We start from the raw sequence: 18,204 nt of genomic DNA, 5'->3' as shown, positions 1-18,204 counted from the left end.
CGCCGCTCAACAGTGTGTCAGCAGCAGCCGTCCATCCCTACACGCATCACCACGGACCCCTCACGTCAACCGACCTGAACACCCAAACACCCCGAAAAAGGAGCCAATTGAAACAAAAGCCCCCTCCGGTACCCCCCCCCCCCGGAGCACTGCCATCGGGGATGTTAACCTTCTTGCCCCCCCCCCCCCCGCATGACCATCTCGAATGGAACGCAAGACTTGCTTCCGAGCCGTACTCCAGGCAACCAGTAAGAACCTTTTAAGAAGGCATGTACGCGAACACAATAGCCTTGGGATAGACAAAGCTAACTCCGATTCCAAAAACCATGAATATTGTCGGCAAATTCCCGCACTGTCCCTGAACCATCAAAGCCAGCAATCCCTTGCAGTTCAGGAATTAACAGTGAAGATTATCTTATTTGTCTTGTTTGTCAGGAATCTTTTCCATGGCTCCTATCCCAACAAGCAGGAGCGCCAAAAAATAAGGTTCATTGTGCCCGCTGTACCAAAGTGTGCCCATTATAAGTGCCGGGATCATTGTCCATATACCTACCTGCTGGTTTTTAAAGGTATTCGATACTATTTTGCACAGCAAGATAATGTATAAGACAAAGATCCAAATTGGGAATTCGAGAAAAATCGAAGCTAGTGCCGAATGAACAGGCAATAAGCCTCTCCACATCGCGTGTAGCGTATTACGGTCAAAACGTGCTAACTCCATATAATTAAGGCCTGAAACAGGCAGCAAATAGGAAAACATACCTGGACTGGTACCGAAGATAAAAATCCATGGCTTAGAGAATTTAAGCTGTATAGCGAGTTTTATCAGAAGAATATGAGACTGTGTTGAATCTGCAGTACCAGCATTGCTCTGAGAATCAAGTATTCTGTTCAGCACTGGCAGTTTTTGAACCAACGAAACAACAACCGAAAGTAATATAATCAAGAAAACACTGGCGCATAGGTTAAAAAGCACTTTTTTGAGACTTACTTTGATAGATTTCTCCGTTTTGGCAAAAGCACTTACAAAAGCTATTACAAAAAAGGGGAGCATTATAGCGGGTAGGCGAGAAATCGTTAGAAACGAGGAGGCAAATACGAATAAAGCACACGGTAAGCGGAAAAAACTCTTATAGGCGAATAGTACAAGAAATGCAAGCGCACCTATGTATACCGCTGCATGAGATTTGTCATCAAAACCCATAGCAGTGTATGGAAGTCGTTGAACAATCAAATCCTTAATCGCATAGCCATACATCACGACGAGTGCAAGCGGAACTGCCGTTTTCAACGATTTTATTGTATTCTCACGCACCGCAGGCATCTTTGGAACTGACCAAACTAGAAGAATAGCCAAAATGCAGACCGCAAAATACAAATCGTGAACTATTGACCCCCTAATAGCGAATTGGGCGTCAAGCATAATCCATACAGCTGCGACACAGCCAATATACGAAAGAAGAATAGTTATTTCTCTCGTGCCAAGATATCTAGCGAAGCAACCAATCAGCAATGCAACAGCCACAAGCTGAAACAGGTTTGCAACAGAGAATTGCGACCCTGGAACTACATCAACTCCCAGTGGCGCCCCCACGACCAAAATACCCAGACCAATTCTATAGGTCCTGAGTGCAGTATCTGTCACAATATCTTCCCTGATACTTTTCAACATAGGCCTATATCCTTCAGTCTCGCTCGGAATCATCTAACAACAAGTATAAAGAAGGCCCCGGAGGATAATGCCAAATAACACTTACCAAATCGCTGAATCTGAAGTGATATTCATGAAAATTAAAGAGTAGCGTCTATTGATCAGCCATTTATCTGATTCCCTGTAAAACGAAAATGGCCTTACTTCTGCTAAAATAGTCCATATTTTGCATACCAGTCAGAGGTGTATGTTTTAGGAGACGCACGGATGAAAGCCCTCGCCCTGTATTTACCGGCATTTCACGAAATTCCCGAAAACAATCAGTGGTGGGGCGACGGCTTCACAGAGTGGGACAATGTAAAAAGCGGGAAAAGTTACTACCAAGGACATGTACAACCTGTGGAACCCATCCAGAACGATTATTATGATTTAAGCCATTCTGCAGATATAGTCAAACAGATTAAATTAGCTCAATCATATAGTATTTCTGGGTTTATCATGTATCATTACTGGTTTTCACAAGATAAACAGCTGTTTACCAAGCCAGCGAAACTTTTACGCAACCAAATAAAAGAAAAAATCGAATATGCTTTCTGCTGGGCAAACGAATCATGGATCACAACTTGGCACGGGAAAGATCCGAATACCTTAATCGAACAGACCTATGGTCCTGCATCTGAATGGCGATCACACATCGAATACCTGCATACCTTTTTTGAAGATGAACGGTATATCAAAATTAATGGGCATCCGCTATTGTTCATTTATAAGCCCAATAATATTCCTGATTACGAGAATATGCTCGATTTTTGGAACACTGTTCTGGCAAAAAAGGGTATGGAATCAGTTTATGCAGTTGAATTTATCAGTTCAAAGAATCGCACGTTATTCAGCCAAAAAACTAATGCGGTAGTGGAATTCGAACCTCTATACACAACTTACTTTGATTTACCACTTGTTAAAACCGCAAAAAGGGCTTTTGCGAAACTAACTAAACAAATAGACTTTCAGGATTACGATATTCTTTGGAGAAAGATTCTACAGAGGCAAAGAACTTACTCAGGTAAACCAATATTCAAAAGTTGTTTCGTCTCATGGGACAATTCGCCACGTAAAGAAAAAAACAGCATGATTGTAAAAGGTGCAACGGCGGCAAAATTTCAATCTTACTTGTCTCAGCTAGTATCCTCGGACAGGCCTTACACCAGGGACGATTACCTTATTATCAATGCCTGGAACGAGTGGAGTGAGGGTGCTTTTCTCGAACCAAGCAAACAATATGGATATGACTACCTGCAAGCCGTGAAAAATGCCTTGTAAAAACACCATAGGTTGGTTCAGTCCGTAATCCGATACACACGGGCGGATTGAAATTGCGGATCGCTCATCAGAACTGTACTTACCAGCGAAACATTGGGTAGACACTAAAACCCCTGTAGAATCAGTGGGCGACGCGTCTCAGTTTCCCCCGAACGGTCAGCACCGTCCGCAGGTCGCCACCACTCACCTGGACAATCCCCACTCCCAGGGTCCAGCTACAATGACACACCTTCTGGCTGACTAACCTGCAGGAGGTGCATACCGCTTCGGGCGTTGCGTAGGTCTGCATTGGTCGGGATGTATTCGCTGATGAAGGCCCTCTACCGCACGTGACAAGCGTTGAGGCCTGGTCCCACGCACAGCGTCCTCGACGACCCGCGACCAGGTTCGCCCATTAGATATCCTTCTTACCCCCCCCCCTGACAGCCTTAAACCTGCGTAAGCTCAATCAGTACGGTCTTAGTCACTATGCAAATGCAATCAACCGTCTAATGCGCGTATCCAGCCAGGCGACGGCGCAGACCACCTCCACGCCCGGAAACACGTCCTATCGGGAAATGACAAGAACAGCGCCATTGATAACCCCAGACACTCCCTCTCAAACAAGACTAAACTGACAACTTAAACGCCACTATCACTACCCGATAGGCCTCAAGCATCCACAAGGCCAAAAGGGTTCATTGAACCGCCAAGCATAGGCGACACTCACCTGTAGCTGGTTAGGAAATCTTAGCGGCTTTATTAGCAAACTCATCATAATAATGCTTACGCATGCAGGTCAGCACCATTCTTAAAGCCTGGTTCATCTGCTCGGCAGTTCTCCGGAATTCCCCAAAATCTTTCCCGTGTGGGTCTTCTATATCTGCAATATCTGCCACTTTGGGTAGCAATGGCCTTATTGCTGGCGCCGACACGATTACAGAGTACAACCTCTGCTGAATAGTGAGCCCTACTACCATTCTGTGCTGGCCACAATATTCACACAGCTTTGCAAACTCAGTCAGAAGAAAGGTATACTGAACAGCGCTTGGATCAAGAGACACTATATCCTTGCGCTGCCGTTCCTCGAAGCAGAGAATAAGATCCGCTGATTGAACCATGTCAGCGGTCAAGCGTTTTGACCTAAATCGGCTGGAATCTATTCCGACGCTGCTCATAAGTTTCGCGCTGGAAGGGTCCATTGGGTGTTGAGGAAGACCGCGAGTCCCCGCGCTGGTTACGCGCACTGTCGTGCCAGCCAAATAGTGGGCAAGCAGGAGCTCACCCATTGGAGAACGACAGATGTTCCCGGTGCATACGAACATAATCAGCATAGTTTGAGATTAGTGCCCCGAAGCGGAACATGCCGAACCGTCGAAGCTGGGTCCCGAGTCCATCCAACCCATAGGGGTTTGATCTACCCTGAGATCGCTAATGGTTTTCTGCGAAGTCGTGACGTCGAAAGAGTAAGTCACACTCGCACCCGGTGCCAGACTGGCGATACTCGCGTACAGAGTTTTGCCGTTCATCTCGGTCTTGTGCAACTCACTAACTGTTCCGTCCGTCTTAAGATTGCTGATGGCGCCGTCGGCTGGCGGATATATTAGCATCTTCTCGATGCCATAGCCTTGAGGCTGTCCCGCCTGGTTGATGCCGACAATATACGCGGGCAGGGAAGACACCTCCTGACTGTTGAGCGTGTTGGTCATTGTGTAGTAGACATGATAGGTCTGTGAACCATTAGAATGGCAGTGCATACGCGTGACCTTAGCCCTTCTGTGGATGTACCAGTCCATCTTCGACGCGTTTTGCTCAGTGCTATATACTCCAACTGTTGGATGCTCCGCGCTGCTGGAAGACTGCGCAGTGAATCCTGCAGCCGCAATCGTCGTCTCCATATTCTTATCAAAAACATACATAGAGAAATGCCGTCCTTCAGCTGATGAACTCATAACCTGCGCGACTTTAGTTAATTTGCTCATATTAATCTGCGAAAACATTCCACCAATGCTAGCCTCAGCGACTTGCTGGAAGTACATATCCTGCTGAGTTGGGGCATACTCCTTGTAGACTGTGTTCAGTAGGAATTCAGCCGTATTCTGACCGCTTAAAACACGCCCGTCCGAAAGCTTAATATCACCATTAATCTTAATGAGTTCCTGCAGGAAAACCGGGTCCACTAAAATGACTCCATCAATCGGCTGCTTGCTACCCCAAGGGGTTCTCTGCCAAATAGCCTGCATGCTTTCTGCTGATCTAGAAGTATCGGGATACACAGCTAAATCCCTTACATCGAACGACATCTGCAAAGGTCCCCACTGTCGGAAAACGTTGACTTCGTCTGGTGTGGGGTTGCCAATGCCATAGGACAGATAATCCGTATTAGGCTTGAAGTTACCGACCGAAATTTCCCCCTTGTCGGTCGTAATGACACCTATTGAACCTATAAGCCCACCCGAAGAACGGGCTTCTGAGGTTGTCATGGCAAGCAATGCAAAAGTCTGAGGCTTATCGGCACCCAGAAACTGGGGCAGCATTTGGAAGGAATTGGAAAACTGTTGGATTTGCGCAGAAACTTGATTTAATGTCGTCCTCCCAGATAGGTAAGCATCTTTTACGAAGGCACCACGGGGTAACGGCAAATTGTTATATGTTACAACTTGTTTATGCATATCAGCACTGCCTGCCGCAATCGATTTCTGACTCCTCAGTATAGGCTCGACATTAAGCCGGCCATCGCCAGAGCTGAGTTGCGAATGCTCAAGGTTCGATGCCACCGTAAGTAACTCTGGAACAGGTCCGGTAACTATGGCATCCAAGGAATCGGTCATTCCCTGAACTGTCTTGAGATCATTTCCGTATACCGGCGTGCGAGCAGCAGCATTCCATAACGTACCATGAGCTATCACCTTAGCTTCTCGCGTCTCTTTGCTAATGACGGGTAACTGCTGTTTGATATAACCATCAAGAACGCTCCCGTCAGATAGCGTGGAAGAACGGGCCAACATTTCTATGGCCTTCTCCTCGTGTTTTTTCACTTGCTTAGCCTGCGAAAACAATTGATAACCACTCCACCCGAGAATACCTAAAGCCGCTACAAGCGCCAGCAGTATAACCCACAGCAAGTTACGAAAACCATGCTTGTGTCGCACAGAACGTGCTCCTATATGTTTATCTATGGAGCCATTTCCCGGATTCCCTAACATACCCCTCTACGACTTCCTGCAGAAAACGCGCTTAAAGAAACTGCCGAATACTCTTGTATAAATCCACATATTAGAGTGGATAATCTCCATACCACCTTTCCTTGCCAAGCATTTCATTTACTCGAAATACAAGAGATATGCTTCCCTCGGTAATATCGTGGCTGTATTTCAGCGGTCCTTATAGCGGAGATTATGATAAGAGCAAATTCATCAATCGGCCGGCCGCCACTGGAAACAGCTGCCTTTGCATTGTGCCCAGGGTGTCCAAGAGCGCCAAAACTGATAACCGGTATATCCCAGGAGGTACTAACTATATCATTGGTCTCACATGCAGAGACTTGATTCTGTTGGTCGTCAGGACTTAAGACCATCGGGGTACGTTCTTCGTGGACATGGTTGCCCTCAACAGTCTGAATCCCCAATGGAAAGATGAGATCCATCTCACTACCTGGCGGTTTTACCGTTGCTGGCACAATCATCTGCCTTTCATTGGCCCTTACACCAACCCACTTTCGCTAACGCTAGACGAGTCTCCTATTGAAACGCGATACATGGCATATGCACATAGTATGAAAATCACCCAGCTTCGCTATTAGTCACTTTGGAGATGTCGCTATCCTTCTACCTTTTCTATTATTTTGCTTCGATTCATTATTGTAATAATAATAGTTTTTAGTATGAATCTTCTTGGCATCCGCAAAATTGAATATAAATCCCAGCAATGGGATTTTAGCGACATGCATAGCTTCGACTGTTTCCACTAAATCCTTTTTCTCGCTGATTGTTTTCCCAACGACTAGGCTGAGTCCCCCAGCTCTGCGCCCAAAGACTATGGCATCATTAGCTACCGAAAGAGGAGCGGTATCAATAATCACGTAATCATACTGCGTCAGCGCCTGGTCAACAAGTTCAGTCATTATTCGCGAATTGAGCAAAATACTGGCATTTGCAGGTCGCTTGCCAGCCGGAAGTATATGAAAATTTGTTTTCCAATACTTCTGTACCACATCAAGCGGGGTAGCCTGCCTGGAGAGTATATGGGATAGGCCGACATGTCCTTCAATGCCTAATTTATGCGCCACAGATGGATGGCGTAAATCAGCATCAATCAGTAGCACACTTTTCTCATCTTCAGCGAGTGCTGCCGCTATATTCGTCGATACTGTCGTTTTCCCCTCTCCTGGACTAACCGAAGATATGACCAGTAAACGCCCTTGATCTGCATCTTCCGTAGCGAGGAAAGATAAATTGGTCCGAATGCGACGGAACGCCTCGGCATTAAATCCATTGGGCTCGCTAATGACCGCAAGGTTATGCTCTTTTAATGCTTCGCTCTGCGGGATTTCACCCAGCGGGGAGCCCCCTATAATCTCATGCACATCCTCAGCACTGTCAACTTTCGTATTCAGCATTTCTTTCAGCACTGCTGCTACGATTGCCAGAACAAGGCCTAGGATAGCACCGGCAGTGAGATAGAGTCGAACTTTTGGCGAACTCTGCGAACTGGGTTCTTGCGCCCTTTGTACAAGGGATAACCTGACCGACGATTTCTCCCCTTTCCCGGCATAAAGAGCAGAAGATATCTGTCTCGAAAGACTTTCGGCTACGCTATTTGCAATAACCGCAGATTCCTGCCGGTTAGGGCCGACCACAGTTATATCTACCATGAACGTGTCGGCCGGATTGGTAGCAGAAACCAAATCGGCAAGTTGCTTAACGCTCATAGTAAGCCCTAAGTCATCTATGACAGGCTTCAGTACAGATTCAGTTTTAACCAGTTGCGGATACGTTTGAATTTGCGTCGACAAATATGAAGTTCCAGAACTCATTTCTGCTGTGTTCTGCTCCGTATTAGCCTGCCCAGTATATGTTGCAAGTAGCTCAGCCGTCGCAGTGTACTTCGGCGGCATCATAAAAGCAACAGTTGCTACTGCCGCGATAACAACAGCAAATGTTATGAACGCAGTTGTAAGGTGCTTGCGCAGAATTCGTAACAGATCAGCAATGGCCACGGTATTGTCCTCATTCTTAGCGGGTTCAGAAACATCTTACACTAGGCTATACAGCGGCAAGAATGATTCATGCAAGTCATCACACATCCGCTGCTATATAATAGCCTTTACAGAATAGGCACCACTGCTGTGTGTAAGTGTATTCGGGCTGTGGGGGAGAAGCGAATTAATACAACGAAGGGGAAAATGCTGTGACTTATGCGGAAAATCGATTCTCCTCGGCTAAAGTAACTGGAATAGTCAACTTCGCCAGTGCAGCTTATAGCGACCAACGGTCCTATTCGTCCCTGAACACTGACTCCGCTCAGTTGAGGTTCACCAACCAGCAATTCGACCAAACCCCTAATGCCCACCCGGCTCTGCAGCAGCTGAGGCGAACCCCCGCATGGAGATATGCATATGTGGCGAGCCTGGTGGCTGTCGATGCCGTGGCAATGCTGTTCGCATTGGTGTTTTGCTTGACATTGAACCCCGCAACTTATGAAGGGTTAGAATCGCACCTGTCCGTTCAGGCATTTGCAGTTTTGCAGTGTGCGGTTTGGATCATATGCCTCTTGTTATGCGGGACATATCATAGGCACGTAATGTCCGAAGGATACGAACTGTACACAAAAATCATTAATGCATCTATCCTCACAGTAGTCTTCACTAGCTTCTCGGTCTACATGCTCAGCCTGAACCTGCCCCGCACCTCGGTGATTACTGCACCGCTGATGGCTGGACTTCTGGAGACATTCAACCGTTGGCAGATGCGCAGAATTCTTCACCACTGGAGGACGAAAGGCGAGTGTCAATACCACGCGGTCATCATCGGGTCCCCCGAAGGTATTGACGCCATGGTCAGCAAGCTCAGCAAAAGCAAGTCCAGTGGCTATCGGCCTATAGCAGTCTGCCCGATTGCACGTGATCCAGAATGTACGGACGGAAGCATCGTAGCGGTTCCGTACGAAGGTCAAACCCATACGGCTGTACCGACAACCAGTGACGGAACAACTGAGGGACCAGACGTGTATATCGATTCCCAGGAAAACACGGAAGGCGATGATGCCGAACTGCCGGTTATCACCTATAGCTCAAACCTGCCACGCACCGCTGAACGGATGGGCGCTCAAATTGTCATCGTCGCTGACGTGATTTCGCGTGACAACGAAGTCATGCACACGCTGCCGCTGGCCGTTGAATCACTCGGCATTGAACTGGCGGTGTCGGTTTCCGTGGCCGATATCAGCGCCCACCGCATCGACTTGGATTATTCAGGTAATCAGCCCATACTTATCGCCACCTTGCCTCAGTACTCCTTCACAACCCGTTTCGTCAAGCGGTTGATGGATATCATCGGTTCTACCATTGCGCTTATCATTTCGGGACCGCTTATCATTCTGCCCGCGGCAGTCGCAATCAAGCTGGAGGACCACGGGCCGGCCTTTTATAGGCAGCGACGCGTCGGTCGTAACGAAGTTCCCTTTGATTGTTACAAACTGCGATCGATGAAAGTGAATGCCGACAAGTTGGATGGCAGCATGGCCCAATCCACCGGGCAACAGCTTGGGGCGCTCTTCAAAGTCAAAGACGATCCACGTGTGACTAAGGTTGGCCGCTTCATCCGCAAGTATTCAATCGATGAATTCCCTCAGTTCCTTAATGTTCTCAAAGGCGACATGTCGCTCGTCGGTCCTAGACCCCAGCGGCAATATGAAGTCGATTCGTATGGCCCCCTATACTCTACACGTCTGCTGGTGCGTCCTGGTATCACTGGCCCATGGCAGATTTCCGGACGCAGCGACCTCTCCCAGGAAGAGGCCGAGCAACTTGACATTTCATATATTCAACGCTGGTCGATTACCGGCGACATAGCGATTCTGGCCAAGACTTTTACTGCAGTCATCCGTCATAAAGGTTCCTATTGAAAGATCTCACACCTATACAGGTTGAAGACCATGTGACGAGCGCTATACCGCTTCGACAGCAGTTATAGTGGCACACGTAACAGCCCGTCAATATCCCACAATCCCAGTACTTTGCATCCAGCAACCCCCGCTATCGGTTGGTGGCGAAGCTTTGTCGGCAGGCATAGACGGTAAGGCTCTTGGGCCATAGTACCAAGCCTCCTACTAGAGGGTGGATCGAACCAGGTACGACTTGATGGTATTGATGGTGATTTAGTTGGCGTAGACCATAGGCAGACACTGCCAGCCGGAGCCCTCCTGCCGACAGTGTCGGCTATGACCGCCCCGATATGCTGGCCGCCGAAGTAAGAGGTCGGCCCTGTCGCGGAAATCGGCGCTGTTCATGACCTTTTGGGAGAGGCGGGATGCCGTCCTGGTCCAGGTTGACCTGGACATCACCCTCGTGCGCGAACCCGCAGGCAGCCTCGGCCATACACCGGTCAGCTGTAGCAGGCATAACCACGGCCGCCGCCGCTTTCAGCGTGGACGGTGTCTAGCCTGTGTACTTCGTGACCGACACCAGGGAGGAAGGCGTGAAGTCGCCGGCGATTGAGCGGAAGCCCAGCTCATCCACCGGCCTGGGTTACCTGGTTGACCATGTACTGCCCGATCGCTTTGAAGACCATGCACACTCCACAGGTCGGGCACACTCTTGCCAGCCGCTATGGCGCTGAGCAGCTGCATATACTCCTTTTCGTTGGAGCCAACATTCACCGCCTTGACGCGCACGCCGAGGATTGCCCGCTCATAGGCCTGGGTGAAATCGCCAATCATAGACTGCCAGATCCACCGGGTGATCTCGACCAAAACTGTCACCATCGCATGCTGGCCCACAGCCCGAGGTCAACAGGTCGAGCGCCGCAGTCAGGAACGCGGCCACAGACCTTGCTCATTTACCTGACCGGCTGGCACCAATGCATCCTTTTGACATCCTCGTGAGCCACTTCTCATCCACTGCGGCCTGTGCAGCACGTACACATACTACCGATATGGTGGTTCGCCAGACTGCCGTGCATGCTGACTTTCCGACAAGAGCAGAATACGACGCATTTCGAACTTTCCGAATGCCAAAAGTCAGCAAAAAAAAAACAGGCAGGGCAGTCTGCTTGGAGGCAATTCGGTGCACTGATGAGGACGGACGCGGGAAGGCGACACACGATAGAAGTCAACCTGAATGGGACCTGGGGCTTCTACCTGGATGGCGGAGATGAGCGGCACGTGATCACCGTGCCAACCTGGTGGGCCGGCCTGCCGAAAACCAGCCCCGGCTATCCGGTCGAGCTGGAGCCAAGGATTCCCACCAAGGCGTGTGCCGGCGGGCCTTCCAGCTGGGCACGGTGCCCACCCTGGGCAAGGAGTGGTTAGATGATGTAGCGGTGGGGCCAGAGTCAGCCAAAGGCTACGATGACCCTGCTCCCCTAGGACCCGGATATCACCGAGGCCTCAAAACCGGGAACAACCAACTGGAGATTGAGGTCTGGAACGTCAAGCAGCTGACCGAGGATGAGCCGGTGCCTGAGGAGTGACCCGAGCGCGCCCCCTCTTCCACTGCGGCACCAAGAACATCGGCGACCATGGGGACATCGGCGCTAGTGTACGGTTGGTCGACCGCCCCAAGGTACACATCGATAACCTGCAGATCATTCCCGACTCCAAACACAACGCCGACCCACAACGACGAACTGACCCTCAAGGCTCCGCTCGTTAACCACACCGGCCAGGTGGCCAAGCTCACCCAGGATGCCTACGTCAAGTCCTAGAAGCAGCAGCTCAGCTCAGAGACCGATGCTCCGGCCCCTGACCCTCAAGACGCCCAGGTTGAGCTGGCGCCGCGCTCCAGCTAGGTGGTCAACCTAACCGCAAACCTTGGCCCAATGTCCGCTCCCAATCGCGCACTAGCCCATTCCTCTACCCGACAGACGCCAGACTGACCCGGACCGCAAGCAGCAAACAGGGCAACACAACCTGTGAGCACTCTGGCTTCCGCCAGTTCTGACGCGAGTGCGATCGCTACATGATGAACAGCCTGCCAATCCGTCTGTGTGGCGATTCTCCTTTCCTGCTCAACCAGGACAATCGCGACCTGATCGAAGAAATCGGCGACGCTACGGTGGGGAGAGGGATCCCGGACAAGGAACATCCATCAGACACCATGGCCGCCGCCCGGATCGGCACCTACCGGCATGCCAACGCGAACATCCTGCGCAACCACATCCGCTCCATCCCCTCCGATGCCCTGGAGAGCCACGTAGACGAGACCGACTGGCTGATCGAGCAGGAGAGCGCCTTCTGGAGCCCGGGCTCTGCCTCAACGGCCGGCAACCCCATCTAGGCCGGGGAAGACTCTATCCGCGACATCTACCACGAGCGGCTCAAAGCGAGCCGGACACAATTACCTAAGCCGATTTCAGCCGTGAGGCGTGCAGGGCGACCCGCGGCGTGCGCACCACACGCATACCAGTCCGAGAGCCCTCTTGCCTGCCCATGTTCATCCGCGACAACATCGAGCGCTTCATACCCCCCTGGACCAGGCGCTCACCACTCGTGGGCTCAACCCCAAGCTGCTCATACGCGCCCAGTTCGATCCCTTCCCCAACAATCCGGGTGTCGACCGCTGGATTGAGTGCGGCGGCTATCAATACTTTGCGAACTCCTACGCGGATGCAACCGCTTACGACAAGGAGCCCCGCCTGAACCAACCCCACAAGACATACGAATCCGGCTCTGTCAGCGAACGCACGATCATCGCCCACAACGAGGAGGAAATCTGCGGCACCCGGCTGAAACTGAACTGGCGGTTGATCTGGCAGAGCGTGGCCGACGGCAGCTGCCACACCACCAAGGAGGACTCGTGGGGCCCGGACACGCATTACGCCGAGCACTGGGAAACGCCGGCCAGCATCCAGATGCCCGTTGAGGCAGCGGGCGAGGGTGCCAATCTGGTCCTGACTCTGACTGTGCACATGGAGGGCCAGAAAGTCCATCGGGAGGACAACTTCCTAGGTTGGATCGACCAGGCAGGTGGAACAAGGCTGACCGTACGCGGCACTGAACGCAACCCGGGCACCCAGGGATGGGAGTCGTGGACCGTAAAGCACGTCGTCCACCTGCCCCCCCCCCCAAGAGGCCAGCGCCATGAGCGAGCGCTGGACCTCCCACATGGAGGACGATGCCAAGGGTGCCTTCCAGCTGGAAGAGGCTTCGGACGACTTCTGCCACGAGTAGAACACCTTCTACAGCTTCAACGCCGCACCCATCGAACTGGGCAGTGATCACCAGGACCGGACGGTCTTCACCCGTAAAAACGGCGAGAAAACCAGCTTCAAGGTCTCCTTTACCGCGGGTGGACCTTGCCACTGAAGCGGGTCTGAAAGATGTCGGCCTACAGCGGCACCCGCATCAGCTCCTATGAGCTCACCCTGCGCAACCTGACCGGGAGGCAAAAGCCAGGTGGTCAAGGCCCGTCACCGGCCAACCCTCGGCCAGCGTGGGCAATCTGATGCTCGGCAACTACACGGTCTCGGTCATCGCAGTCAATGCGATCAGCATGTCCGCCGAATCCAGCCCCTCCCTTCCCTGCATCATCAAGTGATCGCAGATCCCAGACCGGGCCCACCCATTGTCGTTCCAGCAGTAATTAATAAAGCGAGATAGGCAGAGCAGCTCTGATGGGCGAATCGCAAGATGCGTCCAAGTCTAGAAAGCTGCGGAGTTCAATATCATCGGCTTCGGAACAGGCGGCGCCGCCAACAACGCCGGTTGGCAGATGATGAACCTCATCCTGACCATCTACTACATCTACATCGGAATCGTCCCGATAGTGGGGGCCAGAATCTTTCTGGGGCACGGCTCTTCCAAGCGGTGGTCTACCTACTTGCCGGCAGCCTCACCTACAACTTCAAGTCCGGAGCGAATCGCAGGACGGATGGACCTGCGCATCCGCCGGATCGGGCCCGTCAAGATCGACGTGGAGGCGGCTACAGGCGCAACAGTGATCGAGAACCGGCTGCTGGACGCGATCATCGCCTATAACAACCTGATTGCTGCGGGCCCGACGAACCGCCTGCAGGCCGACGGTCTGCACATCCTTCGACCTGTCGGCCATCGGCTTCGATAACACCCTGATCGCCCCGATTGTGACTTCACCAATCACCACGACCCGCATCCCTCATACTCAGATCGGGTAGGCAGCGGTCGATACCATGCTGGGGCACACACCCAAGCGTCTGGTCTCCTCTCGGCACGGTAAGCTCAAGGCCTGGCTGTCCGAGCAGGGGGTCCCCTGTACGAATCCGTCCTTCAGGGTGGTGTAGGCGGACACCTACCTGATTATGCGGCGCGGCACCGGCAAGCGCGTAGTCCGCTCCGGCGTTTGACTTCAAGCACACTTGAAGTGATACCTATGAAACAGACCGGCGCATCGTGGCCGCCGGAAGCCGAAAGGATGCAGGCATGGCAATCAAGCAGACAGCCGGGCATGACCAGCTGGGGGAGTTCGCCCCCCTGTTCGCCCATTTGAACGACGACGTGCTCTTCGGGGAGGTGTGGTCCCGCGAGCGCCGGATGAGCGCCCACGACCGCTCCTTGATCACCTGCGCAGGACTCCTGTCCATGGGGCTTTTCCCCCAGTTGGAGAGCCACATGGGCATCGCCAAGCGCAACGGTGTGACACGCAACGAGATGGTGGAGCTTATCACGCATCTGTCCTTCTACGCGGGCTGGCCAAAGGCCTGGTCCGCTTTCGGACTCGCCAAGAAGATTTTCGGTGGTGACGCGGGCGCGGATGCCACCGCCGAAGCCGATGCAAGCGGCGCCCGCCCCGTCGCCGACCACGGCCCCTACCCCCTGGGCGAGCCGGCCGACGGACCCAACTTCACCGGCCACGCCTGGGTGCATTATCTGACCGAGCCAGGCGCGGAGTGCGGCGCCGGGAATGTGACCTTCGAGCCCGGCTGCGTCAACAGCTGGCACACCCACCCGCACGGCCAGCTCCTGCTGGTGACGGCCGGCCGCGGCTGGGAGCAGGAGGAAGGCCATGCCGCACGCGAGCTCAAGCCCGGCGACGTGGTCTTCTGCCCCGCCGGCGTCAAGCACTGGCACGGCGCTTCGCGAGGCTCCTCGCTGACTCACGTGGCCGTCACCCCGGCCCAGCCCGGCGAAGAGGTCGTCACCTGGCTTGATTTTCCCGACGCAGAGGAGGTCGCCCGACTGGGCTGATTCCGGACGGGCAGGTAGCCGGTTGACCACCCCGGACCCGCGACGGGCGGGATCTGGACCGGTTGCCGGCTGCCCGTAAGATGGGGATTATGGCACAGAAGAAAGGCCCGACCAAAGGTTCGGGCGGCAAACATCGGGGCAAGCTGCGCGGCCGGGGCCCCACCCCCAGGGCGGAGGACCGCGTCTACCACAAGGCATACAAGGCCAAGCAGCAGGCCCTCAAAAGGCAGGCTGCCGACCCCCGGCTGGCGGCGCGGCGGCGGGCCGACCGCTTCGGCGGCGACCCTAGCGACCTGGTGATCGGGCGCAACTCGGTTCTGGAGGCTCTGCGGGTCGGGGTACCGTCCAGCCAGCTCTATATAGCTGCACGCATCGAGCACGACGACCGCACCCGCGAGATCATCAAGCTGGCCGGCAAGGAGGGGCTTAACCTGCTGGAGGCCGACCGCCTGGAGATGGACCGGATCGCCCACTCCGGCAACCACCAGGGCATCATTCTCAAGACGCAGCCTTATGAGTACGCAACACTGGCGGACTTGGCGGAGAAGGCCGAGCACCATGCCAGCGCCATGGCCGGCGTAGGCGGCGCTGCCGCCATGGCCGCCCGTCCGCTCTTCATAGCCCTGGATGGGGTGACCGATCCGCAGAACCTGGGCGCCGTGATTCGCTCGGCAGCGGCTTTCGGGGCCTCTGGCGTGATTCTGCCTGAGCGTCGGTCCGCATCGGTGACGGCGGCGGCTTGGAAGGTCTCCGCCGGAGCGGCTGCACACCTGCCGGTGGCCCGAGTGGTGAACCTGACCAAAGCCATTGAGGGGTTGCGTGAACGCGGCTATTATGCGGTTGGACTGGATGGCGGCGGGCGGGCCCTGGTCGGCGAGACCGGATTCGAGTCAGACCCGCTGGTCGTGGTCCTCGGATCCGAGGGGAAGGGGCTGAGCAGACTGGTGCGGGAGACCTGCGACGTAATCGCAGGCATCCCGATCTCCTCCTCGGTCGAATCCCTGAACGCCTCTGTCGCAGCGGGCATATCCCTGTACGCGGTGTCCACCGCCCGTCGCAAAGCCGGCGACGTACAGACAGCGCAGTAAGCAGTAAGCAAGCAACGAGGAGCATTACGAGGAAGGGCCGGGCAGTGAAATCACGACGGCCGGGCCCTTTTCTCGCTTTCCCGGCAGCCCGGATTCGCCGGATGAAGCTTCAGCTGGCCCAGACCGAATCGTCCTGATCGTCCCGGTAGATATCGTCCACGTCATCGGAATCGGCGGAATCGTTCCTGCCGAGACCGCCGTCATGGATGCCTGTGCCCCGATCAAGGTCACAATGCTCCCGGTCGCCATCGCCGGCGGCCTTGTTCCAACGCTGGTCGTCGTCCACCACTGACGAATCGGCCTCCTCATTGATGGTCGTCATTGTATCGGCGTCCAGCTTGTACTCTGGCAGCGATTCGTCGATATAGTCGCGTACCGCCTCGGCCATGGGCACATCGTGACCGGCCTGCTCGGCGAGCAGCCAGCGCTTGGTCAGCACCTCATGGAAGAACTGGGCGGGCTCGATCCGGCTGCGGTATTCGGCCGGAATCATGCGCACGGTGGGCTCGAAAACCTCCCGCATCCAGTCGGTCGCCACAATCTCCATGTCCTCGCCTTGCCGCCAGGTAGACGTGCGGTAGACATCCAAATCGTTGAGGAGCCGCCGGGCCTGGTTCTCCTGCACATCCAGCCCGGTCAGGCGCAGGAGCTTGCGCGACGCATAGCCCGCATCGACTACACGCGGACGGACCAGGACGCGCTTCCCATCCTCGTCGGTCTTCATCTCCAACTCGTCCACATCGAAACCCAGGTCGTTGAGCCTGGCCACACGTTTCTCGATCTTCCACATCTCGTCCGGGGAGAAGGACTCCTCGTCGGTCAGGGCCGACCAAAGCGAGTGGTATCGCCCGGCCAACCTGTTGCCGACAGAGACCTCGTCCACGTCCGGTGAGAGCAGGTCGCCGGAGTTCAGGTCCATCAACTCGCCAATGATGTTGGTGCGCGCCAGATCGATGTCGTACTCGCGCTGGCCGTCGGTCAGGGTCGGGTAGAGGGCGCCGGTCTCGGCATCCACCAGGAAAGCCGCGAAAGAGTCGGCATCGCGCAGGAAGAGCACGTTGGACAGCGAAACATCTCCCCAGTAGAAGCCACCCAGGTGGAGACGGACCAGCAGTACAGCCAGGGCGTCGATCAGCCGCTCGGCGGTGTCGGGGCGCAGGTTGCGGGCGAACAAGGCGCGGTAGGGCAGGGAGAATTTGAGATGCCTGGTGACCAGCATGGCCTCCAGCGGCTTGCCGTCGCGGTCGTGGCGCCCGGTGACGACGGCGATCGGTGTGACCGTCGGCAGATTCAGCTTTTGCAGCTTGCGCAGAAGCTCGTACTCCCTCTCGGCCACACGCTGGGTGATCTCCTTCATCGCGTAGACCTCGTCGCCCACATGGACGAAACGGACCACATGCCGGGAGATGCCGCGGGGTAGGTTCGCCAGGAGCTCCTTGGGCCAGGTGGCCAAGGGCCATTCCCAGGGCAGGGTGAACATCTTGGGATTGGAGGATGCCGCGGTGATGCGCAGTGCTTCGGGAGCACGGTCCTCGTCCGGTCCGGGGGGAACCTGGACCGACGTGGCCTTGACGGCCCTGGGGTCAAGCCCTCCTGCGGCCCGTAGGCCTGCGTCCGCCGGCCTGTTCACCATGATCATGCCTCCTAATCTAATCGCCGCCCGCCACAGCCACATGCGGCCACGTCAGGGAGCGGGCATGGAAGCGGCCTCACGCATTGTGTGCATGAGGCCGCTTGGGCGGACGCGAGAGAGAAGAGGAGAAAGATACGTCCGCTGGGCACGCA

General features: G+C 54.3%; 13 protein-coding genes. 8 read left to right on the top strand and 5 right to left on the bottom strand.

The features are described 5' to 3' along the window. Positions 1-415: 415 nt before the first annotated feature. The gene (locus tag CRD59_RS07815; protein ID WP_127920932.1) at positions 416-1,672 is read right to left on the bottom strand and encodes a hypothetical protein; all 1,257 of its coding nucleotides are present in this window, start codon (positions 1,670-1,672) and stop codon (positions 416-418) included. A 246-nt stretch (positions 1,673-1,918) separates the two neighbouring features. On the opposite strand from CRD59_RS07815, the gene CRD59_RS02960 reads away from it, so the two are divergent. Beyond that, positions 1,919-2,971, top strand: a complete 1,053-nt coding sequence (locus CRD59_RS02960) for a glycosyltransferase WbsX family protein (RefSeq protein WP_113853102.1) — start codon at positions 1,919-1,921, stop codon at positions 2,969-2,971. A gap of 719 nt (positions 2,972-3,690) precedes the next feature. Here CRD59_RS02960 and CRD59_RS02955 read toward each other — a convergent pair. The 3 genes from CRD59_RS02955 to CRD59_RS02945 form a co-directional block, all read right to left on the bottom strand. Beyond that, entirely contained in the window at positions 3,691-4,284 is a 594-nt protein-coding gene (locus tag CRD59_RS02955) for an arsenate reductase/protein-tyrosine-phosphatase family protein (protein ID WP_113853101.1), read from the bottom strand. Positions 4,285-4,293: 9 nt separating this feature from the next. Next, the gene (locus CRD59_RS02950) at positions 4,294-6,102 is read right to left on the bottom strand and encodes a DUF4012 domain-containing protein (RefSeq protein WP_236632681.1); all 1,809 of its coding nucleotides are present in this window, start codon (positions 6,100-6,102) and stop codon (positions 4,294-4,296) included. A 650-nt stretch (positions 6,103-6,752) separates the two neighbouring features. Then, entirely contained in the window at positions 6,753-8,168 is a 1,416-nt protein-coding gene (locus CRD59_RS02945) for a polysaccharide biosynthesis tyrosine autokinase (protein ID WP_113853099.1), read from the bottom strand. A 191-nt stretch (positions 8,169-8,359) separates the two neighbouring features. On the opposite strand from CRD59_RS02945, the gene CRD59_RS02940 reads away from it, so the two are divergent. The 7 genes from CRD59_RS02940 (at position 8,360) to rlmB (ending at position 16,419) form a co-directional block, all read left to right on the top strand. After that, positions 8,360-10,075 (top strand): sugar transferase, encoded by a 1,716-nt coding sequence (locus CRD59_RS02940; RefSeq protein ID WP_113853098.1) that lies wholly within the window; start codon positions 8,360-8,362, stop codon positions 10,073-10,075. Between the two features lie 1,346 nt (positions 10,076-11,421). Beyond that, a complete protein-coding gene (locus CRD59_RS02935) occupies positions 11,422-11,640 on the top strand; it encodes a hypothetical protein (protein WP_113853097.1) in 219 nt (72 codons plus the stop codon). A 488-nt stretch (positions 11,641-12,128) separates the two neighbouring features. Further along, positions 12,129-12,446: a hypothetical protein gene (locus tag CRD59_RS02930; RefSeq protein ID WP_113853096.1), complete on the top strand. Its 318-nt coding sequence runs from the start codon at positions 12,129-12,131 to the stop codon at positions 12,444-12,446. Between the two features lie 142 nt (positions 12,447-12,588). Beyond that, the gene (locus tag CRD59_RS07810) at positions 12,589-13,386 is read left to right on the top strand and encodes a hypothetical protein (RefSeq protein ID WP_127920931.1); all 798 of its coding nucleotides are present in this window, start codon (positions 12,589-12,591) and stop codon (positions 13,384-13,386) included. Between the two features lie 494 nt (positions 13,387-13,880). Further along, positions 13,881-14,231, top strand: a complete 351-nt coding sequence (locus CRD59_RS02920; protein ID WP_113853094.1) for a hypothetical protein — start codon at positions 13,881-13,883, stop codon at positions 14,229-14,231. 335 nt (positions 14,232-14,566) lie between these two features. After that, positions 14,567-15,331, top strand: a complete 765-nt coding sequence (locus CRD59_RS02915) for a carboxymuconolactone decarboxylase family protein (protein WP_113853093.1) — start codon at positions 14,567-14,569, stop codon at positions 15,329-15,331. An 89-nt stretch (positions 15,332-15,420) separates the two neighbouring features. Next, positions 15,421-16,419, top strand: coding sequence for a 23S rRNA (guanosine(2251)-2'-O)-methyltransferase RlmB (gene rlmB / locus CRD59_RS02910; RefSeq protein ID WP_113853092.1), 999 nt, complete (start codon positions 15,421-15,423; stop codon positions 16,417-16,419). A gap of 109 nt (positions 16,420-16,528) precedes the next feature. Here the strand turns inward: rlmB and CRD59_RS02905 are convergent, their stop codons facing one another. Continuing rightward, positions 16,529-18,052 (bottom strand): DUF4032 domain-containing protein, encoded by a 1,524-nt coding sequence (locus CRD59_RS02905; RefSeq protein WP_113853119.1) that lies wholly within the window; start codon positions 18,050-18,052, stop codon positions 16,529-16,531. Between the last annotated feature and the right edge of the window lie 152 nt (positions 18,053-18,204).

Origin of the sequence: Bifidobacterium xylocopae, from assembly GCF_003315615.1 — a bacterium.
GTDB classification, from domain to species: domain Bacteria; phylum Actinomycetota; class Actinomycetes; order Actinomycetales; family Bifidobacteriaceae; genus Bombiscardovia; species Bombiscardovia xylocopae.
This window is presented reverse-complemented; position numbering and strand designations above follow the sequence as displayed.